General features: G+C 42.0%; 27 protein-coding genes and 2 tRNA genes. 9 read left to right on the top strand and 20 right to left on the bottom strand.

Features of this window, described 5'->3' with window-relative positions; translation table 11 throughout:
- The first annotated feature begins 9 nt into the window (after positions 1–9).
- Positions 10–111, top strand: a complete 102-nt coding sequence (locus tag VIM89_RS20605) for an IS3 family transposase (RefSeq protein ID WP_488155649.1) — start codon at positions 10–12, stop codon at positions 109–111.
- 88 nt (positions 112–199) lie between these two features.
- On the opposite strand, the gene rplT is transcribed toward VIM89_RS20605, so the two are convergent.
- The 12 genes from rplT to VIM89_RS20545 all read right to left on the bottom strand — a co-directional run bounded on the left by rplT (position 200) and on the right by VIM89_RS20545 (position 10490).
- Complete coding sequence (rplT, locus tag VIM89_RS20600; protein ID WP_302899751.1) at positions 200–544, bottom strand: 50S ribosomal protein L20; 345 nt, start codon at positions 542–544, stop codon at positions 200–202.
- Positions 545–624: 80 nt separating this feature from the next.
- The gene (rpmI, locus tag VIM89_RS20595; protein ID WP_091372129.1) at positions 625–825 is read right to left on the bottom strand and encodes a 50S ribosomal protein L35; all 201 of its coding nucleotides are present in this window, start codon (positions 823–825) and stop codon (positions 625–627) included.
- Positions 826–952: 127 nt separating this feature from the next.
- Positions 953–1522 (bottom strand): translation initiation factor IF-3, encoded by a 570-nt coding sequence (gene infC / locus VIM89_RS20590; protein ID WP_488158070.1) that lies wholly within the window; start codon positions 1520–1522, stop codon positions 953–955.
- A 1-nt stretch (position 1523) separates the two neighbouring features.
- On the bottom strand, positions 1524–3449 hold the full coding sequence (gene thrS, locus VIM89_RS20585; RefSeq protein ID WP_488158069.1) for a threonine--tRNA ligase: 1926 nt from the start codon (positions 3447–3449) through the stop codon (positions 1524–1526).
- A 126-nt stretch (positions 3450–3575) separates the two neighbouring features.
- On the bottom strand, positions 3576–3854 hold the full coding sequence (locus VIM89_RS20580; protein ID WP_488158068.1) for a hypothetical protein: 279 nt from the start codon (positions 3852–3854) through the stop codon (positions 3576–3578).
- Positions 3855–3922: 68 nt separating this feature from the next.
- Positions 3923–4651, bottom strand: a complete 729-nt coding sequence (locus tag VIM89_RS20575; RefSeq protein WP_488158067.1) for a (Fe-S)-binding protein — start codon at positions 4649–4651, stop codon at positions 3923–3925.
- A 237-nt stretch (positions 4652–4888) separates the two neighbouring features.
- Positions 4889–6094 carry a hypothetical protein gene (locus VIM89_RS20570; protein WP_488158066.1) on the bottom strand — a complete coding sequence of 402 codons (1206 nt, stop codon included), beginning with the start codon at positions 6092–6094 and terminating at the stop codon, positions 4889–4891.
- Positions 6095–6173: 79 nt separating this feature from the next.
- A complete protein-coding gene (locus VIM89_RS20565) occupies positions 6174–6902 on the bottom strand; it encodes an esterase family protein (RefSeq protein ID WP_488158065.1) in 729 nt (242 codons plus the stop codon).
- 34 nt (positions 6903–6936) lie between these two features.
- The gene (locus tag VIM89_RS20560; RefSeq protein WP_488158064.1) at positions 6937–7548 is read right to left on the bottom strand and encodes a GDSL-type esterase/lipase family protein; all 612 of its coding nucleotides are present in this window, start codon (positions 7546–7548) and stop codon (positions 6937–6939) included.
- A 69-nt stretch (positions 7549–7617) separates the two neighbouring features.
- Positions 7618–8136, bottom strand: a complete 519-nt coding sequence (locus VIM89_RS20555; protein WP_488158063.1) for an SHOCT domain-containing protein — start codon at positions 8134–8136, stop codon at positions 7618–7620.
- A 25-nt stretch (positions 8137–8161) separates the two neighbouring features.
- Complete coding sequence (locus VIM89_RS20550) at positions 8162–9487, bottom strand: MFS transporter (protein ID WP_488158062.1); 1326 nt, start codon at positions 9485–9487, stop codon at positions 8162–8164.
- A gap of 61 nt (positions 9488–9548) precedes the next feature.
- On the bottom strand, positions 9549–10490 hold the full coding sequence (locus VIM89_RS20545) for a ChbG/HpnK family deacetylase (RefSeq protein ID WP_488158061.1): 942 nt from the start codon (positions 10488–10490) through the stop codon (positions 9549–9551).
- A 202-nt stretch (positions 10491–10692) separates the two neighbouring features.
- Here VIM89_RS20545 and VIM89_RS20540 point away from each other — a divergent pair, with 202 nt between their 5' ends.
- Both VIM89_RS20540 and VIM89_RS20535 read left to right on the top strand, forming a co-directional pair.
- Positions 10693–11481: an HAD-IIA family hydrolase gene (locus VIM89_RS20540; RefSeq protein WP_488158060.1), complete on the top strand. Its 789-nt coding sequence runs from the start codon at positions 10693–10695 to the stop codon at positions 11479–11481.
- A 73-nt stretch (positions 11482–11554) separates the two neighbouring features.
- On the top strand, positions 11555–12472 hold the full coding sequence (locus tag VIM89_RS20535; RefSeq protein ID WP_488158059.1) for a c-type cytochrome: 918 nt from the start codon (positions 11555–11557) through the stop codon (positions 12470–12472).
- A gap of 56 nt (positions 12473–12528) precedes the next feature.
- Here VIM89_RS20535 and VIM89_RS20530 read toward each other — a convergent pair whose 3' ends face one another.
- From VIM89_RS20530 to kdsA, 7 genes are all read right to left on the bottom strand, one after another.
- A complete protein-coding gene (locus tag VIM89_RS20530) occupies positions 12529–13002 on the bottom strand; it encodes a Dps family protein (protein ID WP_488158058.1) in 474 nt (157 codons plus the stop codon).
- A 225-nt stretch (positions 13003–13227) separates the two neighbouring features.
- Positions 13228–13704 (bottom strand): hypothetical protein, encoded by a 477-nt coding sequence (locus VIM89_RS20525; protein WP_488158057.1) that lies wholly within the window; start codon positions 13702–13704, stop codon positions 13228–13230.
- Between the two features lie 2 nt (positions 13705–13706).
- A complete protein-coding gene (locus tag VIM89_RS20520; RefSeq protein ID WP_488158056.1) occupies positions 13707–13871 on the bottom strand; it encodes a hypothetical protein in 165 nt (54 codons plus the stop codon).
- Between the two features lie 76 nt (positions 13872–13947).
- Positions 13948–14029, bottom strand: a tRNA-Leu gene (locus tag VIM89_RS20515).
- 67 nt (positions 14030–14096) lie between these two features.
- Entirely contained in the window at positions 14097–14882 is a 786-nt protein-coding gene (locus VIM89_RS20510; protein ID WP_488158055.1) for an ABC transporter substrate-binding protein, read from the bottom strand.
- 2 nt (positions 14883–14884) lie between these two features.
- Positions 14885–15820, bottom strand: coding sequence for a KpsF/GutQ family sugar-phosphate isomerase (locus VIM89_RS20505; protein WP_488158054.1), 936 nt, complete (start codon positions 15818–15820; stop codon positions 14885–14887).
- 88 nt (positions 15821–15908) lie between these two features.
- Complete coding sequence (gene kdsA, locus VIM89_RS20500; protein WP_488158053.1) at positions 15909–16685, bottom strand: 3-deoxy-8-phosphooctulonate synthase; 777 nt, start codon at positions 16683–16685, stop codon at positions 15909–15911.
- A gap of 128 nt (positions 16686–16813) precedes the next feature.
- Between kdsA and hscB the strand changes: the two genes are divergently transcribed.
- The 6 genes from hscB (at position 16814) to VIM89_RS20470 (ending at position 20998) form a co-directional block, all read left to right on the top strand.
- On the top strand, positions 16814–17341 hold the full coding sequence (hscB, locus tag VIM89_RS20495; RefSeq protein WP_488158052.1) for a Fe-S protein assembly co-chaperone HscB: 528 nt from the start codon (positions 16814–16816) through the stop codon (positions 17339–17341).
- Positions 17342–17372: 31 nt separating this feature from the next.
- A tRNA-Leu gene (locus tag VIM89_RS20490) sits at positions 17373–17456 on the top strand.
- A 165-nt stretch (positions 17457–17621) separates the two neighbouring features.
- Positions 17622–18347 (top strand): 3-keto-disaccharide hydrolase, encoded by a 726-nt coding sequence (locus VIM89_RS20485; RefSeq protein WP_488158051.1) that lies wholly within the window; start codon positions 17622–17624, stop codon positions 18345–18347.
- 146 nt (positions 18348–18493) lie between these two features.
- Complete coding sequence (locus VIM89_RS20480; protein ID WP_488158050.1) at positions 18494–19474, top strand: hypothetical protein; 981 nt, start codon at positions 18494–18496, stop codon at positions 19472–19474.
- Complete coding sequence (locus VIM89_RS20475) at positions 19413–20048, top strand: RNA polymerase sigma-70 factor (protein ID WP_488158049.1); 636 nt, start codon at positions 19413–19415, stop codon at positions 20046–20048. Before VIM89_RS20480 ends, VIM89_RS20475 begins: the two co-directional genes overlap by 62 nt.
- Positions 20045–20998 (top strand): FecR domain-containing protein, encoded by a 954-nt coding sequence (locus VIM89_RS20470; protein WP_488158048.1) that lies wholly within the window; start codon positions 20045–20047, stop codon positions 20996–20998. The genes VIM89_RS20475 and VIM89_RS20470 overlap by 4 nt, the downstream gene beginning before the upstream one ends.
- Here the strand turns inward: VIM89_RS20470 and VIM89_RS20465 are convergent.
- Entirely contained in the window at positions 20988–22481 is a 1494-nt protein-coding gene (locus VIM89_RS20465; protein ID WP_488158047.1) for a carboxypeptidase-like regulatory domain-containing protein, read from the bottom strand. The genes VIM89_RS20470 and VIM89_RS20465 overlap by 11 nt on opposite strands.
- Between the last annotated feature and the right edge of the window lie 98 nt (positions 22482–22579).

The raw sequence follows: 22579 nt of genomic DNA, 5'->3' as shown, positions 1-22579 counted from the left end.
AAAAGCGACATTCAGGACTATATCACGTATTATAACAACGACAGAATCAAGCTCAATCTAAAAGGAATGAGCCCGGCTAAATACCGAGCTCATTATGATAATAATAATTAAGTTTGTCCAACTTTTGGGGTGCACTTCATTACTGCAAGCCTTTTAAATTATTTTTGCTATCCTTTGTTCGTGTCCTCACGAACAAGAATTATTTTACAGCATCAACAATAGCTTTGAAAGCATCCGGATTGTTCATCGCTAAATCAGCTAATACCTTACGGTTTAAACCGATATTTTTAGCGGCTAACTTACCCATTAACTGCGAGTAAGAAATTCCATGCTGACGGGCACCTGCGTTGATACGTTGTATCCATAAAGCCCTGAACTCTCTTTTCTTGGTTTTACGGTCGCGGTAGGCGTACTGTAAACCTTTTTCAACTGTGTTTTTTGCAACGGTATAAACCTTGCTTCTTGAACCCCAATAACCTTTGGCGAGGTTCATGATTCTTTTACGGCGTCTTCTCGACGCTACTGCGTTAACTGAACGTGGCATCTTTTTGTCTTTTTGGTAGTGAGTGCCAGCTTACCAAGCTGATCTTGTTTACTCCAATACCTGGTTTTAAAATTTGTTAATTACTTTCCGATACAAAGCATACGTTTTACGTTACCCATATCCGCATCAGACACAAGGCTGGTGTGGGTAAGGTTACGCTTACGTTTAGTTGACATCTTGGTTAAGATGTGGCTTTTGTATGCGTTCTTTCTTGCAATTTTACCGGTTCCAGTAAGCGTGAAACGCTTTTTAGCACTGGAATTGGTTTTCATTTTTGGCATAACTATTTATTTAGATTTGAGATATGAGACTTGAGATATGAGAATCTAATTCTCTTCTCCAATCTCATACTCGATTGTTAATTCACTCTTGAACTATCAGATGTGTCTCACATCTAATATCTCATATCTACTTTTTCACTCCCTTAGAAGCAACGGTTAAAAACATCCGTTTACCTTCCAGTTTTGGCAATTGTTCAACCTTGCCTACTTCTTCCAAAGCTTGTGCGAAACGCAGTAACAGGATCTCGCCCTGCTCTTTGTATACTATCGCACGACCTTTGAAGTGTACGTATGCCCTCACCTTTTCGCCTGCTTCCAGGAATTTGATGGCATGCTTTAATTTAAACTCGAAATCATGGTCGTCCGTATTCGGTCCGAAACGGATCTCCTTAATAACGGTTTGCTTAGCGTTACTCTTGATCTCCTTCATCTTCTTCTTCTGTTCGTAAATAAACTTGTTATAGTCTATTACTTTACAAACAGGGGGAACAGCATTCGGAGAGATTTCAACCAGGTCCAATTCCTGCTCTTGTGCTATTGCGAGAGCATCTCTTAGCGAGTACACACCTTGCTCCACGTTATCACCTACAAGGCGAACTTCCTGAGCTCTGATAAATTGATTAATGTTATGTTCGGCTTCCTTTTTCTTAAAAGGTGGCCTTGGTCCTCTGTTAAAATTAGGTCTGCTTAATGCCAAGTTATACTGTTATTTCTTTTATTATTTGTTGTTTAAATTCTTCTATAGTCATGCTGCCCAAATCTCCTTGCCCGTGTTTGCGAACCGACACTTTGCCTTCAGCTGCTTCTTTTTCGCCTACAATAAGCATATAAGGGATTTTTTTGACTTCAGCATCGCGTATCTTCCGCCCTATCTTTTCGTCTCTAAAATCAATCAGCCCGCAAATATCGGAATCTTTTAATATATCAGAAAGTTTTTTTGCATATTCTTCATATTTTTCTGAGATAGGAAGAATGATGAACTGCTCGGGCGACAACCACAGCGGAAAATTACCTGCGCAATGCTCAATCAGCACAGCTACAAAACGTTCTAATGAGCCAAACGGCGCACGATGGATCATCACCGGGCGATGCTTTTGATTGTCGCTGCCGGTATACTCCAATTCAAAACGTTCAGGAAGATTGTAATCCACCTGGATAGTCCCCAGTTGCCATTTACGGCCAATCGCGTCCTTCACCATAAAGTCAAGCTTAGGGCCATAGAATGCGGCTTCGCCTAACTCAACTACAGTCTTTAAGCCTTTTTCATCTGCAGCTTCGATGATCGCTTGCTCTGCTAATGCCCAATTCTCGTCAGAACCGATATATTTAGCTTTATTTTCAGGATCACGAAGCGATACCTGCGCTGTGTAATCTTCAAAACCTAAAGCTGAGAAAACATAAAGTACCAGATCAATCACTTTCTTAAATTCGTCCTTCACCTGGTCCGGGCGGCAGAATAAGTGTGCATCATCCTGTGTAAAACCACGAACCCGGGTTAAACCATGCAGTTCGCCGCTCTGTTCATAACGATATACAGTACCGAATTCAGCATAACGAACCGGCAGGTCTTTATATGAACGTGGCTTGATTTTATACATTTCACAATGATGCGGACAGTTCATCGGTTTAAGGAAAAACTCCTCTCCTTCCTGCGGCGTTTGTATCGGCTGGAAACTATCCTTGCCATATTTTTCGTAGTGACCGGAGGTCACATATAAATTCTTATGACCGATGTGCGGAGAGATCACCTGCTCGTAACCGGCTTTCACCTGAGCGTTGCGCATAAAGTTTACTAGCCGTTCGCGCAAAGCAGTCCCTTTTGGCAACCATAATGGTAAACCCATACCTACCTTTTCAGAAAAGGCAAATAACTCCAGTTCCTTACCCAATTTGCGGTGATCGCGTTTTTTTGCTTCTTCTATGAGATGCAGGTAATCGGTCAGCTCGCTTTGTTTTGGAAAGGTAACCGCGTATATACGGGTCAACTGTTTGCGTGTTTCATCACCGCGCCAGTAGGCCCCGGCAACATTCATTAGCTTTACAGCTTTGATGAAACCTGTATTCGGGATATGCGGCCCGCGGCAAAGGTCGGTAAAGTTACCTTGTGTATAGAACGTGATGGAGCCATCAGGCAGGTCCTTTATCAGGTCAAGCTTGTACTCATCACCCTTTTTTGTGAAATAATCTACAGCATCAGCTTTAGATACCGGCGTGCGGACATATTCCTCTTTAGTCTTAGCCAGCTCCAGCATTTTATCTTCGATCTGCTTAAAATCATCCGAAGAAAACTCGCGGTCGCCGAAATCTACATCGTAATAAAAACCGGTTTCAATAGCCGGACCGATACCAAATTTAGTACCCGGATAAAGCGCCTCCAATGCCTCGGCCATTAAGTGAGCGGATGAGTGCCAGAAGGTTGACTTGCCATTGGTATCATTCCATGTGAGCAGTTTTACATGCGCATCCTGCTCAATTGGCCTGCCGGCATCCCAAACCTGGCCGTCAACTTCAGCTGCTAATACGTTTCTTGCTAAACCTTCGGAGATCGACAGCGCGATCTGCATGGCAGTAGTTCCCTTTTCGTACTGACGAACGGAACTGTCGGGAAGTGTAATGTTAATCATCTACAACTATGATTTAATTTTCAATAAAAAATGAATAAGTCACCTACCAAGTGACTTTATGTTTGTGTGCAAATATAGAAGAATTTATTAGGTGATTACACAGATTATTGATTTTGATTGCACGGATTAATCTATGATAATCACTTCGTCAGCACGGTCTCTTCGATCATATTTTTCGCGGATATTTTTATTAATATAGGTTGCCAGATCAGACCCTTTTACAGCTAATTTCTTCATTTCTTCCACATGCTTTTTACCCGGTTTGGCATAGCTGTAGGTATATACAAAAGGCTGACCATCCTTGTCAGGAGGAAAAAGTATCTTAATATCACGATCTTCAATGTTATAAGCCACTACCCCGCTATCATGATCACTGTGATATTTATGCATTCTGAATGACGCCATATTCGCTAAACAAAATACAACTGAATGTGATTGAAAACAATCTAAAATCGTAATTCTAAAATCGTAAATCACACGTTTCCCCACCCGTGCGCCAGGACATCAGCCAGGTGAATGGTTTTAATTGGCAGATTGTTTTTGTCTATATAGCCTTGCAGATGCAATAAACAGGATGCATCAGTTGAGATAATATAGTCAGCTTCAGCAGCTAAGGCATTGTCCACTTTCTGCTGAGCCATTGCAGTTGAAATAGCGTCGAATTTCACCGCAAATGTTCCGCCGAAACCGCAGCAGGTTTCGTTATCCTTCAGGTCGACCAACTCCAGCCCGTGGACCTTGGATAATAATTGGCGAGGCTCTTCTTTGATTTTGCATTCACGCAGACCACTGCAACTGTCATGGTATACTGCCCTTCCATCAAGTTCAGCACCGAAATAATCCACCTGCAATATATTTATTAAGAAATCTGAAAGCTCGTAAATATTGCCCTGTATAGCACGACATCTATTATGCTGCAGGGTATTGGTAAACAGATCGTTGTAATAGTTTTTTACCATGCCAGTGCAGGATGCAGACGGAGCGATGATCACACTATCTTCCGAAAAACCATTAAGAAACTTGGTCGCCACAGTTTTAGCCTCATCCCAGAAACCCGCATTAAATGCCGGCTGACCGCAACATGTTTGCTCCGGGTTATAATTAACGGTACAACCCGCTTTTTCTAAAACTTTAACAGTATTCCAGGCAGTGTCCGGGTAAAGCTGATCGATAAAGCAAGGGATAAATAACTCAACTTTCATCGCTGGCTAATTTCTGAAAAAGTTTTTAGAATTAGTCATTTGTTGCTGATCATTAGTCATTGGATGATGCACCAAGAGTCTTTTTTACCTGGTTTATTTGGCATAATGTTTACGATTGGTGCCTGAATTTATAAAAATAATTAAAATAACAGACAGCAAAGCTTTGCTACAGGTAACAGTATAGCTGAAAGCTAAAGACATATTATATCCATCGCCAGCAGAGTACTTCGTGCAACGTCACTGATGAGGTACAACCACTATGGCATTTGCCTGCCCAACTTGCCCCGGTAAGTTAACGACCTGGTCATTTTTCCAGTAAAATGCCTGAACATTGCTTGTTGCCTTACCCTGAGCATTAAATATCTGAGAATACCCTGAGACATATACATCTGAATTATTTACGGCAATACCTGTTGGATTAATGGAGATAGTTGATCCGTCAGTTGCTGAAAAGGCGGTTTTTAAGGTAACGACAGCTGAGTTATTCCAATACACAGGCTTGGAAGTAGGCCCCGCTGCCAAAACGTACACGTTTGATCCATTAACTGCTATGCTATTGGCAGAAAAAGGGGCACTCTCGCCGGTAATGTTAAACGGGTTTACTACGTTATCCTTCCAATACATTGGTCCCGAATAATTATTAGGCGGAGGTGACAAATCTGTGTTTTTAGTTGAACCGCCTGCAATGAAGACATCAGCCCCTTGTAATGCGATAGCATAAGCGTGTGATTGCGCATTAAATAAGCCATCGGCAGGGTAGTATTTTACAAGTTCTGTCGCTACTCCGTTTTTCCAGTAAAGAGCCACGGGGTCTCCTCCACCCCACGAAACATCACCATATCCAACTATATGAACATCGCTGCCCTGTACCGCTATGGCCATAGCCAATGAACCAATAGGTCCGCCTGGATTTTCTTCGGCAATATTTTGAAGCATCATCGCCACTCCATTTTTCCAACAAGTTGCTGCATCGTACACATATATACCCGTGCCAAGATTATTACAACCTACTACGTAAACGTCGCTACCTTGTACTGCTATACCATATGCTGCGCCATTATCAAGCACCGTTGGAATCCCATTTTTCCAATAGACTGCTTTCATTACACCATTTACAATGGCATTGCCTGCCAAATAAACATCATTTCCCTGTACAGCAATGGCGTTTGCGTTAGAGGTAGTACCTATTGGATCAACTTGCTGGGCAACGCCGTTTTTCCAGTAAGCAGCCTGGCCCGAAGTGTTATATACATAGCCTGCGACATAAATATCGGGCGGCGTTTGAGTATGATTAGCAGTCGTATCCGTATTGGGCTTTGGATCAGAGTGATTTTTCTTACAGGATGTAAATACGAATAATATTATAATAAATAATAAAGTCTCCCTTTTTATAAAAGCAATAGACTTAAAAAATGACGCAGTAAAAAGTAGAGGTTTTTCCAATTGATTAAGGTTCAAGTGTGTAATGTATTACGCTGCTAAAATAAATAAAATCTGCGAAATCAGCCTAATCAATCAGTGGTCACAGATAATTATTCACCATCTGCCGCCAATAACGGGCGCGGTGTGCTTCCTGGTCCCACACGTGCATGTAGGTTTTGGCGCCTTTCTCGGTTAGTTTATAATTGAACATTCGGTTGCTATCCAATAAAATGTCATCCTGTCCAATGGCCAGCACGATTTCTATTTGCTTTAGACGGTTGAGGATCGCAGGGTCGGTTAGATTCGAAATATATTGAGGAGGCATGTTGAAATAAACATTCTCGTCCCAATATCCACCCAGAAGATTGTCGTAATGGCCTATCTGTACGGTGATATCATACCTGCCGCTCATACCTACTACTTTGTTGAAAACCCAGGCATTACGCAGTCCTATATTCATAGCATGATAAGCACCTAAACTGCAACCTGCAGCTATCATAAACGCGCCCGGGTTCTTAGATCGTACAAACGGAATGACCTCGTTAATGATATACTTTTCGTATTGTACTTCCCGCTGTATTTTTTGTGCAGGGTGCAGCCAGTAGTTATAAAATCCCTGGCAGTCGTCGCTATCTACGCAGAATACCTGGATATATCCTTTTTCGATTTTGCTCCGGAGCGATTCTATTACTCCCCAGTTCTCATAATCGTAAAAGCGTCCCATCCTTGGCGGGAAAAATATAATGGAAGCGCCGCCACGTCCGAAGACCAATAACTCCATGTCTTTCTGCAGCGCCGGGCTGTACCACTTAATATATTCCCTGTCCATAATGCACCGCAAGTATGCTTGGGATATATTATATTTATGTTAATTCAGCATGAAGATTTTCAGATAGTTTGGGGTGTATGATGCTGTTCCACAATGTGTAACCTTTGTTATTTAGATGTAGCCCATCCTGCTCAAAATAACTTTTATCAGGATTACCGTGCTCATCCAGCATATGATTATAGATATCGATAAATTGCCAGTTTTTATGATGGTCGGCGATCTCTTTTTCAATAATAAGATTCGTATATCTTAAAGGATCATTGAGTCCCCAGCGCAATAAACTCGGCTTTATCGAAATAAAATAACAGGGGATTGAGCCATAACGGGCATCCATCCTTGCAACCAGTTGCTGAAAGAAAATGAATATTTCCTCAGGATGTCTGCCATCACCAAGATCATTGTCGCCAGCATAGAACACGAGTGATTTTGCCTGATATGGCGCTACAATGCGATCAAAAAACCAGGTACATGCTGCAAGGGTAGATCCTCCAAACCCAAGATTGACCGGTGAAAATTGTTTGAAATCGTCACATAGTGAGGACCATAAACGTATGGATGAGCTTCCATAAAAGATCATGGAAGCTTGGTAATTTCGTTCTTCGCTCTCTTTTTCTAAGCGCTTAACCTCGTCTTCAAACCAAAACATATCAGAATAAACTTATTGAGAGCCTAAAAGTACAATATTTAAGCTGACAGGCAACGAATTTCTGACAATCTACTGCGCGAGCAACTTTTTCTTCTGCGCATCGTACTCCGCCTGGGTAATGGCGCCTGCATCCAGCAGTTTTTTGAGTTTGAGAATTTCATCGGCCACACTACTTGCCGGTGCTGACTTCTGATTATTGCATGGGGTTACTTCACATGCTGCTATTGCTTCTTCTATCCAGATATCGCAGGTAGGCAAGCCACCAGTTCTGATAGTGATCACGGTTTTCTCCCCTCCCGCCATTTGCTTTACATTCTGTATCTTCTTAATCACATACCCGCTGCCCGACATATCCTTACGTGCAGTCATGCTATTGCTCCGGCGCGGATCAGGCGGACCGGGAAGTAATTGGTTGATCTGGATATATTTAAAGTTCCCATCAGGCATCGACCCTAAGCCTACTTTGATGGTGTCGCCAGGGTGATAAATTATACCATTGGAAGCCTTATACTCTTTCAATTTTTGCGCAGATGCAATAAATGGAGCAAGTAAAAGAAAAGCAATCAGAATGTTTTTTATAAGGTTCATACTCAAATATAATCAATGAGATTGATTAATCAACCTGCTCAGCGACCAGTTCAATCACATTTTTCTTCTGATAATTCAGTAATGAGAGCAGTAATATTAATCCTACAATAAAATAAATACATAATACTAACGCCGAATTACGCATGCTATTGGTAATATCATCCACCAAACCGAAGCTGAACATTCCTCCTACGATCGCAATTTTTTCCGTCACATCATAAAAACTAAAGAAAGAAGCCGAATCGGTTATATCCTGCGGAATAAACTTGGAATAGGTAGACCGGGAAAGCGACTGTATCCCTCCCATTACCAAACCGACAACTACAGCCAGAATATAAAATTCGGTAGAGTTTGTAGTGAAATAGGCCGCGATGCACACCATTATCCAAATCAATACTACCCATGGTAATACTTTTACGTTGCCATATTTATCAGAAAGCCGGGACATCAGCGTAGCGCCACCGATTGCCACTAATTGGATGATCAGGATGATAGATATCAATGAACTAGTTTCCATTTTCAGTTCTTTCGCTCCAAAACTTGTTGCTACCAGCATAATGGTTTGTACCCCCATGGAGTAAAAAAAGAATGCCGGCAAATAACGTTTCAGCACCGGCATGTTTTTTACCTGTTGCCAAACCTTGCCCAGTTCTATAAATCCCCCTTTAATAATATTTTTATGATGACTTTGTGCATTCGGGCTTCCTTTTGGTAGAACAGTGAAGGGAATATAGGCAAAGCATATCCACCAGACACCTACCAATAAGAACGATAAGCGTGCCGGGAATGATTTATCAGCAATGCCAAACCATTGTGGCTCCAGCACAAATGCAAAACAGATCAGTTGTAAAATTACACTTCCAATATAGCCGTAGGTGAACCCTTTGGCACTCACACGGTCTTGCATATCTAAAGTAGCAATTTCGGGCAGATAAGAATTATAAAACACAAAGCCACCGCTATAACCTATAGCTGCCAACCCGAAAAAGACCATGCTGGTTTGCAGGGTATCAAGCTTGAAAAAATAAAGCATTCCGCAGGATATGGCGCCCAGCCAGGTAAAAAACTGCATGAATATTCTTTTGTTACCCCGATAATCGGCTATTGACGTTAATATCGGCAATAGTATAGCTATTATAAGGTAGGCAGCAGCGAGCGTATAATCAGATAGCGCCGTATTAACAAAACTATGGCCCCAAAAGGTGACGTGATTGCCATTTTGGGCGTTATTAGTGATAGCTACATAATAAGCCGGAAAAATGGTGGACGTGATAACCAAGTTATAAGCCGAATTGGCCCAATCAAAAAAGGCCCAGGCACGTATGGTGCGCTTGTTGTTTTTAACTTCCATTGATGAGTTAAAAATATAGAAAATTCGGATATGAAGTATGTTTCCCGGCTCAGGAATAAAATCATTCCTGTTTAGCACCGACAGGCCATACCACCTTGCTTGCTTTCAGTACGCTGATATCTTTACCTTTTAATAACTCGGCGTAATTGCTCAATTCAAACTTCTTACCGTTCAGGCTGGTGAAATCTGGAGATAAGATCATATTCAACTCGGTTTGGCGGTGTTTGCTTACGATGGAATTTCCATTAGCATCACGCATCAGCCTGCTATTCTCATCTATCATGGCATCCATTTCAGGGCTCGGTGTGGCGGCATGGATCACCATCAGGTTAGGTCTATCGGGATTCAGATGATGTTCAACGTAATCCATAAACGCTGATTTTTTAGTAGCGATCGGTTCGCCCCACATTTCCTTATACGTTTCGCCGTAATAGGTTACATTGCTTAAGGTTGAGATTGCGAGGTGATATTTACGGGCCAGTTTTTCTGTAAGCGCCCTTAATTCAGGTGTCGACAAGGCTACACCCATATGCGGATCGACATAAGTGATCTTGATACCTGAATGCAAAGCTCTTTCAATTTGTGCTGATAATTCTTTTTCCACATCATCTAATTTATATTGCCCGTGTTCAAAAGCACGACCAGTAGTATGAAAATATCCCAGCGAATCGACCAGGCTTGGTACCGCAGACGCTCCCAACACTGGTCCCCAGCGGTAATATTTCCATTCGGCAGTTAACGTTAGATGAACACCTACACAAACATTCGGGTGATTCTTCAGCACTGCAACTGCCTCCTGGTACCAGGGACAGGCAAATTGAATAGATACCGATACAGGCATCCCGGTTTCAGCAACTGCCTTGGCAGCCATATTAACGGAATGGTTCATGCCGATATCATCCAAACGGATTAGCAACTGAGGTAGTTTATTTTGCCCGAAAGCGATTGCAGAAGCGCTTAAAAACAGAAGAATGAGTAAAGTGCGTTTGAAAATTCTTTTCATAAGATTGGTTTATATGGTACGGGCAATGTACGGCTTTGATCTTATAACATCAATAAAGTCAATGTAACAGTGTTATGATACCGCAACTTTGCATATAATACTTATTACGTAGAAATAAACTTTATTTCAATAACTTTCTGGTTGATGTGAGCCGCCAATTGGTTATTTTTGGCTGTAACGATACCTTATACAAATTACAACTATGAAACACGGACTTTTGATTGATATGGATGGTGTCATCTACAGCGGCGAGCAATTGATAGAAGGCGCAGATACATTTATAAATAACTTATTAAAAAGTGGTACGCCTTTTACCTTTATGACCAATAACAGCCAGCGTACAAGGCTAGAAGCCGTGCGCAAGCTAAAACGGTTGGGTATTGAAGTTACAGAAGATCATATTTATACCAGCGCTATGGCCACCGGCAAATTTTTGGGCGATCAAAGCCCGAACGGAACCACAGCTTATGTTTTAGGCGAAGGCGGTTTGTTAACCAGCCTGCACGAAAACGGCATCACCCTGGTAGATACCGACCCCGAGTTTGTGGTGTTGGGCGAAGGCCGAAATTTCACCCTCGAAATGGTACAGCGCGCTGTGGATATGATATTGGCAGGCGCTAAATTCATCACCACAAACCGTGATCCATCACCCAAAAAACCTGGATGGAACAACCTCGGCATAGCAGCCACCACAGCTATGATTGAAGAAGCTACTGGCAGAAAAGCCTTCGTAACTGGTAAACCAAGCCCAGTAATGATGCGCTCGGCAAGGAAATATCTTGGTCTTGAAACAGCCGAAACCACCGTTGTAGGCGATACGATGGAGACTGATATACAAGGCGGTGTGCAGATGGGTTATAAAACTATACTGGTGCTTTCAGGAATATCAGATAAAGACACTTTAAATCACTATGCTTTTAAGCCTGATATGGTAGTAAGTTCGGTGGATAAGATCAAATTTCCGCTGAAGTGGTGGCAGCAAACTGTGTGAAGCCTAATTCTTACTTGTTTATTGAAACATTGCTGATGCAATTATGTATTAATGAGTAAGATAACTTCAGAAAATGCGGAAGTTTTATTGGATATCGGCGATAAGTATTTTATCAGCTGCTGTTATTATCGGCAGCTGTAAAACTAAATTTGATACCACGAAATCAAACTTTACCGCTTCGCGTTCAGAAACAGCCCTGGAGCATGGCCGGGTATTGGTTTACAGTATTTGCGGCGGGTGTCATTACGATCCGTCGGTAAATAAATTCATCGGTACGCGTATTCATGAAGTGCCGGGTATAGTTGGAAAAATTTACTCGGCAAATCTTACAAATTCCAAATCAAATGGTATTCCTCCCCATTATTCAGACGCAGAATTAAAGTATTTACTTAAAACAGGTGTAGCCAGGGATGGACGTTTCATCCCTTATATGCTGCGCCCCAATATGGCAGATGAGGATCTTAATGATATTATAGTCTATCTCCGTTCTAATGATCCGGCTGTGGCTGCGGCAGATACTACTGTTGGCACTAGTCACCTAACTTTAATAGGTAAGGTAGCTATGAACATGATGGCAAAACCCCTGCCCTATAAAACCGATATTAAAAGACCACCTGAAAACGATTCCATTGCTGCAGGCCGGTACTTAGTCGATAATATTGGCTGCTTTCATTGCCATTCAAAAAGCCTGACCAAACTAAATTATATTGATCCCGAACAATCCAAAGGTTACATGGCCGGTGGCATGAAATTCAAAACTCCGCAAGGCATGGAGATTTATGCCTCAAATCTTACTCCCGATAAGCAAACAGGAATTGGTAGTTATAACAAATTACAGTTCAGAAAAGCAGTAAAAGACGGCGAATCACCAAACGGGAAATTACACCCGCCTATGCCGAAATTTGACAGATTGAATGACAGGGACGTCGATGTAATGTATACCTATTTGCGATCTATTCCTGCAAAATACAATAAGGTACATGGACATTAATAAAAAAGGCAGATAGTGCATTACTACCTGCCTTTACATATACTATGTCTCTTAGTTTATTTAAGATGTGAACGCAGGAACCATACCATTTTCTCGTGTGTTTCCATCAGGCCGGTGATAAAATCGCTTGTACCTGCATCACCGTATTCATTGGCAAATGGATTAATATTGCCTCTGATAAATTCGATAATGCTGTTGTGGTCTTCAACCAGTTCGCGGATAAAACCTAGACTGTCGTTTGACCTTTCAGTAAGCTCTCCCAAATGAGTAAGCTGTAAAAAGCTTTTCAGAGTAGCCGGTGCATAATGACCGATCATGCGGATACGTTCGGCAACGCTATCCATTACGTCATCCAGTTCTTCGTATTGTGATTCAAAAAACAAGTGCATCGAATGAAAATCAGGGCCTTCAACATTCCAGTGCGCGTTGCGGGTTTTAGTATAAAGTACAAATTCGTCGGCTAATAATTTTGCCAGTTGGGCTGAAACAGCGGCTCTGTTTTCTTCTGTGATTCCAATATTTGCTTTCATGGGCGTGGGTTTAAAGAATAAGTGTGTTTTCCTGTTAATTCAGGGTAGAACAAATATAGGAAATGCAGCTGTGTGAATTGGTAATTGATTTAAAATTGACGTGGAGTTTACCTCTTCACAACACGGTGATAATACAAATAACAAATGTATTAGCTTTCAATGTGGAAGAAGAGACTAGACGCACCGCGGTACCAAATCCTAAGCCTGATACGACCGAGACTGTTTTTAAATTTCCCTCAACTTACGTATTTCCTCAAGTGCCAGTACATCTAACTGATCCTTAGGTCGGTTAACTTGTTTCTTATTTTCAATTAATTGATTAATGTGCAAAAAAGGAATATTTATACCTTCAATATCCGCTACAGATGCCATTTGCAAACATTCATCAAAAGTATATCCTTCGAGGCCTTTCATATCAATTAATATATCGAGGCGCATATTATTATTTAAATGAAAATCTGTCCATCCGGGCACAAATTGCATATATTCCAGCATAGGAAAGTCGCCCATGCTGCAAGCTATGAAAGCTTTGCGAAGGTGCTGCCTGTTAGCCAATTCATCTTTTATCCAGATATCCAAATCTCCGGTAAATCGTTGATATCCATGCAGGTTAATAGCATAACCACCGACCAGGATATATTGCACGTTATTTTCCTGAAGAGCTCTCCAAAAATTTAATATCTCCTCATCAAAGATATCCACAGTTATTTGCTAATAAAGGGTTTATGAGTGATGGTTGCTTTACTCATGGTTTGTTGAATTTTATATAGCCGGGTAGCCATTTCAAAGCGCTCTTTGTAGCTTCTTTTTAACCCTTCCTTCAAAAGGTCAAGTTCAGCTTTATCAAATTCTTGCTTTGGTTTGTCCATGATATTATATCAAATTTAAGTAAAAGCTATTACATAACAAACAAAAACCCAGCCAAGTTGACCGGGTTTTATTCAGTGCGGAAGAAGGGACTCGAACCCCCACGCCTCGCGGCGCCAGATCCTAAGTCTGGTGCGGCTACCAATTACGCCACTTCCGCAGTTAGGATTTTTAAGAGTCGGCAAAGATAAACTATTTTTTAGGATTGCACCGATTTTTTTCAGATTTCACCGATTGATGCTCGCAATCAATTGTTTAAAATATTCAGGAGCTTTTAATAACCTGCTTCCATACCACGAGAATAGCTCACCATCCACTAATTGGATATTGGCATCAGGCACCAAAGCCTGGAACTCGGTAACATGCCTGTCGGTGAATGGATAGGGTTCTGATGAAAGAAACACCAGGTCAGGGTTCGCCTCTACTATCTGACCGGGAAATACTTCGGGATATCTATCTAAGTCAAAAGCATTCTTCAAGCCGCATCTTTTAAGCATATCATCTATAAAAGTACCCTTCCCAGCTACGATAAAAGGCTTTCTCCAAATCAAGTAGGCAACACGCAATCCGCTTTTTTTAAATTGCAATCCGTCGAATTTTGACTGAATGGATTGGGTTAAATCAGCGGCTTCTACTCTTTTTCCTGTTATTCCCCCTACCCGCTGTATCATATCGAGAGCTTCTTCCAGATCAGAAATATCACTCATCCAAACCGGGAAGTTTTTTGCTAATTCCTCAACCTGCTCTTTTTCGTTTTCTTCCTTATTCCCAATGATAAGATCAGGGTTCAACTTTTTTATTGCGTTGATATTTAATGCCTTAGTTCCACCTATTTTAGGCTTTCGTTTAACTTTATCGGCTGGATGAATGCAGAATTTCGTTACGCCGATGATCTCCTCATCAAGGCCAAGGTCAAACAATAATTCGGTTTGGGATGGTACGATCGAAATGATCCTTTTAGGAATGGACGGTATGTCTACCGTTCGGTTCATTTGATCTTTGTATAGTGGCATAATTATCCGTTATAGATTTGGTATACGCCAGTTACTGTTCGGTTTTGCGCCGAACCTACCAATATAGTTGCTATTTTTCGTTCAATCATTAATTGTTCGGCCTGGTGAATGTATTCTTCCGGTTCAACGATAACTGGGTTAATGGTCATCATATCGTCGATATGCAATTGTTTGGTATCCGGATTACACAACAATGCCCTGCGAAGGTCACCATCAGTAACTATACCTTCTACCTTGTCTGCTGTTCCGACAATCACCATTCCCAGCTTACCTTCCGACATACAGAGCAACATTTCAGTAAATGAAGCATTTTTATCTATAAAAGGCAGGCTTTCCTTGCGCATCAGGTCTTTCACCTTAACCAATAATTTTCGTCCTAAGCTGCCTCCTGGGTGAAACCGCGCAAAGTCCTCATGTTGAAACTGCCTGGCTTCCATCAGTGCAATAGCCAAAGCATCACCCATTACCAAAGTAACAGTAGTTGATGAAGTCGGCGCCAATTCCAGCGGACAAGCCTCGCGGGTAATGCATACATTCAGGTGATAATCGCTGTTTTTGGCTATTGTTGAATTCGGATTGCCGGTAATACTGATGATTTGGTTATTGTTCCATTTCAAAAAAGGGATGATCTTCAACACTTCATCCGTTTCGCCGGAGTAAGAAATCAATATAACCAGGTCGTCATGCTCTACCATTCCCAGATCACCATGAAAAGCCTCACCGGGATGCAGAAAAAAACTAGGGGTTCCGGTGCTTGCCAGTGTTGCGGCTATCTTCCGGCCTATTAATCCTGATTTACCCACTCCGGCAACAATCAGTTTACCTTTTGATTCCAGTATGGCGTTAACAGCTAAAGTAAAATCATCGCCAATGGAATTAGCAACTTCTTTCAGTGATTCGATCTCGATATCAAATACCCTTTTGGCGGTTTCTTTCAAGTTGTACGTTTTAAGTTTTACGTATTACGTTTTGTTTAATCCCAATTACGTACAACGTACAACGTAATACGTAAAACCCCTTGAACTATTAAAGTAAAGGCTTAATCACTTCTTCCAACTGGTGCAGTTTCACCATGTTCGGTCCATCACTCAATGCATTATCCGGATCGGGATGTGTCTCCATAAAATAACCATCGGCACCAAATGCTTTTGCAGCCAATGCCATCATCGGAACGAATGTACGATCACCACCTGTTTTGCCGCCTGCACTACCCGGACGCTGAACGGAATGCGTACAATCCATACAAACCGGGTGACCGAATTTCTTCATATCATAAATATTCCTGAAATCGACAGCCAGGTTATTATATCCGTACATGTTTCCTCGCTCGGTAAGGATCACTTGTTCATTTCCTGCTTCAATCACCTTCTGTGCAGGGTAAAACATATCCTGTCCAGAAAGGAACTGGGCCTTTTTCACATTTACAATTTTACCCGTTTTTGCAGCAGCGACTAATAGATCAGTCTGACGGCATAAGAAAGCAGGTATTTGCAATATATCAACCACCTCAGCAGCAACAGCAGCCTGGAATGGTTCATGAATATCGGTAGTAACAGGTAAATTGAAACGCTCCTTTACATTTTGCAGCATCTCCATCCCTTTTTCAATACCCGGTCCGCGGTAGGAATGAATGGAGGTGCGGTTTGCTTTATCAAATGAAGATTTAAAAATCACAGTTACAGGGTACTTCTGCCCTATTTCGGCAGCTTTTTCGGCAACGGTGTAAAGCAGGTCCTGGTTTTCCATAACACAAGGGCCCAATATAAAGAAAGGCTTTTGCCGTATCTGGTCGTATAAACTCATGCACAAAGATGATAATTAAGCACGAATTTCACGAATGAGAATAAGTGCACTAATTACACGAATTGACATCGAAATATTCAAATTCGTGCAATTCGATCAAATAGGTGTAATTCGTGTACTTTTGCATTATGATCAATTACTTCGATTTCTACGGAATACCTGAATCCTTTCACCCCGATGTAGCTGCTTTGAAAAAGAAATTTTATGAGCTGAGCAAGCAGTATCATCCAGATTTTTATGCTACTGATACAGACGAAAAACAACAGGAGATATTAGAACTATCCACCATCAACAATAAAGCATGGCAGACTTTGAGTGATCCCACCAAACGGCTTGAGTATATCTTACGTCAGCATGAATTGTTGGTTGATGGCGCTAAACCTGCCCTGCCCGGCGATTTTCTGATGGAGATGATGGATATTAATGAACGCCTGATGGAAATTGAGGATGCCGATCAGTGGGCAGAGATCAATAATGAAGTGATGGCAGTAGATGATGATATTAACCAGAAACTGCACTCATTAACAAAAGATTATCAAACATTGGATGATACAGCAAAAGAAAGCCGGCTGAACGAAATTTTAGATATTTACTACAGACAAAAATATTTGTTGCGTATTAAGGAGAGTTTGAATACATTTGCAGCCCGGTTTTGAACGAACTAATCCACCGTTCAGACCAAAAGAGGCCCAGATGGCGGAATCGGTAGACGCGTTGGTCTCAAACACCAATGGCTGCAAGGCCGTGCCGGTTCGACCCCGGCTCTGGGTACAAAGCCTCGATACTATGGTATCGGGGCTTTTGTCATTTTAGGGTTCGAGTCCCTTCTTCCGCACGTATCTTTTCCGATAAGTAGCCTATATATTGTCGCTCTTCCCAAATTTATTTTGCAAATTAGATTATCCATTAAACCAACCATTAAGAATCTAACCAATTATGAAAAGAAACGTTATCCAATCTTTATCCATTGTGGCTTTATCTGTCGCCATTTTTACCAGTTTCACTTACACAACCGATCAAAACAATAAGCTTTCTGCCAAAGAAAAGGCACAGGGCTGGAAATTGTTATTTGACGGAAGCTCAACCAGCGGCTGGCATTTGTACAACAGCCAGGTGCCGTTCACCGTATGGAAAGCTAAGGATGGTGAGCTTTTTTGCGATCCAAATGATAAGACAGGTCCCGGCGATTTGATCACTGACAAAGAATATAAAGATTATGACCTGAAATTCGACTGGAAATTACCAAAAGGCGGTAACAGCGGCGTTTTTATTAATGTTTTAGAAAAAAAGGATATCCCGACCGGCTGGGCATCAGGGCCAGAATACCAGTTGCTTGATAATGCCAACCCGGACTATGCAAAACCGGAATACCGTTCAGGATGCTTATTTGGAATGACATCGCAAAAGACAGCTGTAAAAACCAAACCCGCTGATACGTGGAACCATTCAGAGATCAAACAAAAGAATGGTAAAGTGCAATTTTTTCTGAATGGCGTGTTAACCACAGAAATGGACTTTAACTCCAAAGCCTGGGCACAAAAAGTAGCTGCGTCCCATTTTCACGCTTTCCCTGAATATGGTAAACATATCAACGGCCATATAGCTCTTCAAGACTGGGCCACTGGTATCGCGTTTAGAAATATTAAGATAAAAGAACTATAAAATTGATCTTATAAGGTATTGAAAGGCTTCCCAATTTGCAGGGAGGTCTTTTTTATTTTAATTGAATTCCTGAATTTATTTTTCCGATTGGGTAAGGGTATGCTTTGATCAATGTGTCTTAACGTCAAAATAAACAATAAGACAGTATGAAAAAGCTAATTTTAATCTTTGCAGCAGGTATGTTGACTGCCGCTACCACGTTTGCCCAGCAATCTACACGGAAAATAAATATCGGTCTCGTGCCGCCGCTCAGCAGTAATTGGACCTCCGCTTCACGTGATACCAACTCATTTTCACTGAATGCGATAGCTGGCTTATCCGCGTCAGAAACCGGGTTTGCGTTGGCTGGTTTTGGCAATTTTGTTAAGCACAATACGAACGGCTTTCTCGTAGCTGGTTTTATGAATACATCTGGCGGAGGGCATGGAACCGCCATTGCTGGATTTGGCAACTTTTCAAAAAGTACAAGCGGTACGCAAATAGCGGGCTTTGGTAATTTTTCTAAAAGCACCAGCGGAACACAAATAGCTGGTTTTGCCAATTCGAGCGGCAATATATCCGGAATGCAACTGGCAGGTTTTATGAACGTAGCCAAAAATGTAAAAGGCGTACAGATCAGCGGGTTCATCAATATTGCCGACACCGCAAATTGCCAGGTTGGTTTCATCAATGTTTCTAAAAACGGGGAAATGACGCTTGGCGTTACCTATGATGAGAATGAGACTTTGATGTTAAGCCTGCGCTCCGGAGGCAAATTTCTTTATGGTATTATTGGTGCCGGGTATAACGTCGCCAACAAAAAGGATGTATATGCTTACCAGGCCGGCCTTGGCGCTCATATTGTTCGGGCGGAGACCTTTCTCTTAAATGCTGAATTGACAAATTCTGCATTATTAAACTTCAAGGGACTAACCTATTACAGAGCTGCGTTTGCTGCGCTTCCTTCGCTCAGGCTTGTCAATCATATTGACTTGTTTGCAGGACCGTCGTTCGTTTATATGCAAACCAACTCCAGTGAAGATATGCTACGCCATAAAAAATATATCTCTTCATGGGGCGGAAAAAATGGCGATGATTTCAGGGCCTTTTACATCGGGTACAACGCCGGCGTTGCCATCCGATTATAAGTATATTTGGCCAATGCAGTTAAAGAGCTCATCGATCAGCGAAGCGGAATTTGAGGCTTTATTTAAGGCTCACTTCAGGGAATTGCATACTTATGCCTACACTTTGGTAAACGATTGGGATAATGCGGAAGAAGTAGTGCAAGGCCTGTTTCTGAAATTGTGGGAACGAAACGACTGGGCAGGTATACATACTTCCATCAAATCGTACCTGTACCGGTGTATCTACCATGACAGTCTTAACCTGCTGCGGCGCCAAAAAGTGCATTCACGCTACCAGGAATTAACTGCTCCGACTATCGGGTATCATTCGGGAGATGCCGCGGAAAGAATAAAGCTGAACGAAGTAGAAACACATTTGGCAAAGGCGCTGAATAAATTACCGGAGAAATGCCGGGCCACATTTCATCTCAGCCGGTTTGAGGGACTGAAATACCAACAAATAGCCGATCAGCTGCAGATATCTGTTAAAACGGTAGAAACGCATATGGTTAAAGCACTTAAAATATTAAGAAAAGAGATGGCGGAGTTTTTACCCGTCACTCTTTTCATACTACTTAACCTATTTAAAAGATGAAAGAGGATATAACAGAAGATCTGCTGATCAGGTATGTCCTGGATGAAGCAAGTACCATAGAGAGGCAACAGGTAGAAAGCTGGCTTACTGGTGAAGATGCGCATATGAAACACCTGGAGCAAATCAGGTTTCTTCTCGATCAGAGTAAGCAGCTGGCTCAGAAAAGCCCCATCAGTGAGGATGAAGCCTGGGAAAAATTCAAGGTAAAAAGGGAAAACTACAAGCCTGCGCCTGTTAAAATGCTAAGCAAATATAACCGCTGGCTGCAGGCCGCAGCTGTATTGGTACTCGGCGGCGCTTTATGGCTGACCTGGTATTACACATATCAGCAACGCGATGAATGGACAGTAGTAACAGCCTACAATAAAGTGGTTACCGATACATTACCGGACGGCTCGGTGATCCAACTGAATAAAAACTCAAACATTCGTTATTTAGGCAGAACGGTTTACCTTAAGGGAGAAGCCTTCTTTAAAGTAGTTCACAACACAAGCAAACCTTTTGTGGTACATGCTGCGGATATCAGTATCACAGATGTCGGTACCGCATTCAATGTAAGATCAGCAGCAGGCAAGGTGGAGGTTATAGTGGAAAGCGGAATTGTACGGGTGCAACGCAAAGCCGGTAATGTTCTGCTTAAGCAAAAACAAATGGTGCTTGTTCGGCCGGAAAGTGCTTCTTTACAACCAGAAGCAAATAATGATCTGCTGTATCAGTACTATCGTACAGGCGAGTTTGTCAACGATCATACACCGCTTGGCCACCTGGTGAAGGTGCTGAATGAAGCGTATGGTGCAGACATTCGGATTGAAGGGAAAGGCCTGACTGATCTTCCGGTTACGGCAACCTTTAAAAATGAGTCGCTGGATAAGATACTGCAAGTATTGCTGCTCACTACACCTGAAATACACAGAGTCGATCGCGGGAATACGATCATTCTTACCAGGTAAGCTGTAAGCCACCGGCTGCGGCGGCATAGATTGTATTGATGTCATCGCCACTTCCATAGGTATTCACCTTCCAGCCATGAATCACTAAAGGTTCACTGGCGGTGTAAGAAGCCAGATTGATGGTTGGCCCAACAAATAATCGTACCCGTTTGGTCAGATTTAACCCTGCAAGCAGGCGGAAAGAACTGATCTGATCAGGATCTTTTTTGAAACTGGTCAGGGCTTCGTATCCATATTCCCCGTCGAGTGTAAACGAGGATCGGTGAAGAAAATAAGCTCCAAATCCTATATCAAAGGCATACTTGCCGGAATAATCAACATTGTAACCAGCACCGATCAGGCCATAAAGAACACGCCCACCCGAACGAAAATCCAAATGCGCATAATGGAGTTCATCATAGCTAAGTGATAAGCTCTTGTGCCCGTTTTTAATAAAATTGATAGGCGCAATGGGGTAGTCACTGCTATCTGCTACATTGACAAGCCCGGCTAACTGGACACCTTTTACCTTTTTTGCGACGTTATATATTCCGGCAAATTGCAGGCCTTTTACTTCATTTGCATAGTTACTGATACCTGCTACCTGGATGCCGCTGGTCTTATCTAAAACCTGGTTGAAAATGCCTGCCACCTGGATGCCATTCATCTTACCTCCTATTACATTAAACAGACCGGCCGCTTGTAAAAAGCCTGCGTCCCATCTGTCGATGTTAAACAAGCCTCCTATCTCTACGCCCTGCGCACCTGCCGTATAACCGCCAAGCATGTTGATCGAAACGTTATTGGCCACCTGGCTGCTGTACATCCCGTGTGAGCTCAAGCCAGGAGTTAACGAAACCTGGTAAGGACTAAAAGCAAAAAAGCCGCCCAGGTTCATGTTTTGAATCCGTTGTTTTGACCCGATAAACATGCGGGCAATACCTTTCCCCAATTTATCTACTGTCTCTTCCGGATGATACTTGTAACGCTTTTTCTTTTTGGAGTTAACTTTAACCTCTTTCAGAAAAAGAAGGCTGGTATCACGATAGTTCTCCTTAGTCGCAGTTAATGAAATAGGGCCATTTTGATTATTCAAGGTTAATTGAAAATCACCATCGTCATCGGTCAGGGTAGAAATCAACTGATTCCTTTCATAAACGCTCACCTGTTTAACAGGAGTTCTGTTGCTAACATCGAGCACCTGCCCCCTGATTGTTAATTGCTGATCCCGTATATTTTCTATTGCAGCTGTCACTAGCATTTTAGACGGTGCATGCCGCAGTACGATATAGCCGGGCACTTCTTTAAACTCATAATCAGGACCCAGAGTATTGATCAAAAATGAGTAGATCGTTCCATTGAACCCGCTAACCGAAATAATGCTATCGGCTGGAATAGCCTTGTTATTATAAGCAAACGTAAATTCTCCTTTTGAAGCGATCTTCTGCAAGACTGTCCCAAAGGTCTGATGATCAATTTTATCTATAGTTATTTTCCTGAACAAGTTGCTTTGTGCAAAAGCAGGTATCGAAAAACAAATTAACAGAAAGAAAAAAACTAGCAATCGTGATCTCATCATAGTATAGTTATCCGCAGTATAGA

This window comes from Mucilaginibacter sp. (assembly GCF_036568825.1).
Taxonomy (GTDB): domain Bacteria; phylum Bacteroidota; class Bacteroidia; order Sphingobacteriales; family Sphingobacteriaceae; genus Mucilaginibacter.
This window is presented reverse-complemented; position numbering and strand designations above follow the sequence as displayed.

What these genes read in the sequence shown, in the direction of transcription:
- rplT (WP_302899751.1), bottom strand. Translation starts at nt 544, where the DNA reads ATGCCACGTTCAGTTAACGCAGTAGCGTCGAGAAGACGCCGTAAAAGA.
- VIM89_RS20530 (WP_488158058.1), bottom strand. Translation starts at nt 13,002, where the DNA reads ATGAAAGCAAATATTGGAATCACAGAAGAAAACAGAGCCGCTGTTTCA.
- VIM89_RS20545 (WP_488158061.1), bottom strand. Translation starts at nt 10,490, where the DNA reads ATGAAAAGAATTTTCAAACGCACTTTACTCATTCTTCTGTTTTTAAGC.
- VIM89_RS20520 (WP_488158056.1), bottom strand. Translation starts at nt 13,871, where the DNA reads ATGGACAAACCAAAGCAAGAATTTGATAAAGCTGAACTTGACCTTTTG.
- hscB (WP_488158052.1), top strand. Translation starts at nt 16,814, where the DNA reads ATGATCAATTACTTCGATTTCTACGGAATACCTGAATCCTTTCACCCC.
- thrS (WP_488158069.1), bottom strand. Translation starts at nt 3,449, where the DNA reads ATGATTAACATTACACTTCCCGACAGTTCCGTTCGTCAGTACGAAAAG.
- VIM89_RS20550 (WP_488158062.1), bottom strand. Translation starts at nt 9,487, where the DNA reads ATGGAAGTTAAAAACAACAAGCGCACCATACGTGCCTGGGCCTTTTTT.
- VIM89_RS20475 (WP_488158049.1), top strand. Translation starts at nt 19,413, where the DNA reads ATGGCGATGATTTCAGGGCCTTTTACATCGGGTACAACGCCGGCGTTG.
- VIM89_RS20560 (WP_488158064.1), bottom strand. Translation starts at nt 7,548, where the DNA reads ATGTTTTGGTTTGAAGACGAGGTTAAGCGCTTAGAAAAAGAGAGCGAA.
- VIM89_RS20485 (WP_488158051.1), top strand. Translation starts at nt 17,622, where the DNA reads ATGAAAAGAAACGTTATCCAATCTTTATCCATTGTGGCTTTATCTGTC.
- kdsA (WP_488158053.1), bottom strand. Translation starts at nt 16,685, where the DNA reads ATGAGTTTATACGACCAGATACGGCAAAAGCCTTTCTTTATATTGGGC.
- VIM89_RS20510 (WP_488158055.1), bottom strand. Translation starts at nt 14,882, where the DNA reads ATGCCACTATACAAAGATCAAATGAACCGAACGGTAGACATACCGTCC.
- VIM89_RS20580 (WP_488158068.1), bottom strand. Translation starts at nt 3,854, where the DNA reads ATGGCGTCATTCAGAATGCATAAATATCACAGTGATCATGATAGCGGG.
- VIM89_RS20555 (WP_488158063.1), bottom strand. Translation starts at nt 8,136, where the DNA reads ATGAACCTTATAAAAAACATTCTGATTGCTTTTCTTTTACTTGCTCCA.
- VIM89_RS20565 (WP_488158065.1), bottom strand. Translation starts at nt 6,902, where the DNA reads ATGGACAGGGAATATATTAAGTGGTACAGCCCGGCGCTGCAGAAAGAC.
- rpmI (WP_091372129.1), bottom strand. Translation starts at nt 825, where the DNA reads ATGCCAAAAATGAAAACCAATTCCAGTGCTAAAAAGCGTTTCACGCTT.
- VIM89_RS20470 (WP_488158048.1), top strand. Translation starts at nt 20,045, where the DNA reads ATGAAAGAGGATATAACAGAAGATCTGCTGATCAGGTATGTCCTGGAT.
- VIM89_RS20540 (WP_488158060.1), top strand. Translation starts at nt 10,693, where the DNA reads ATGAAACACGGACTTTTGATTGATATGGATGGTGTCATCTACAGCGGC.
- VIM89_RS20575 (WP_488158067.1), bottom strand. Translation starts at nt 4,651, where the DNA reads ATGAAAGTTGAGTTATTTATCCCTTGCTTTATCGATCAGCTTTACCCG.
- VIM89_RS20535 (WP_488158059.1), top strand. Translation starts at nt 11,555, where the DNA reads ATGCGGAAGTTTTATTGGATATCGGCGATAAGTATTTTATCAGCTGCT.
- VIM89_RS20480 (WP_488158050.1), top strand. Translation starts at nt 18,494, where the DNA reads ATGAAAAAGCTAATTTTAATCTTTGCAGCAGGTATGTTGACTGCCGCT.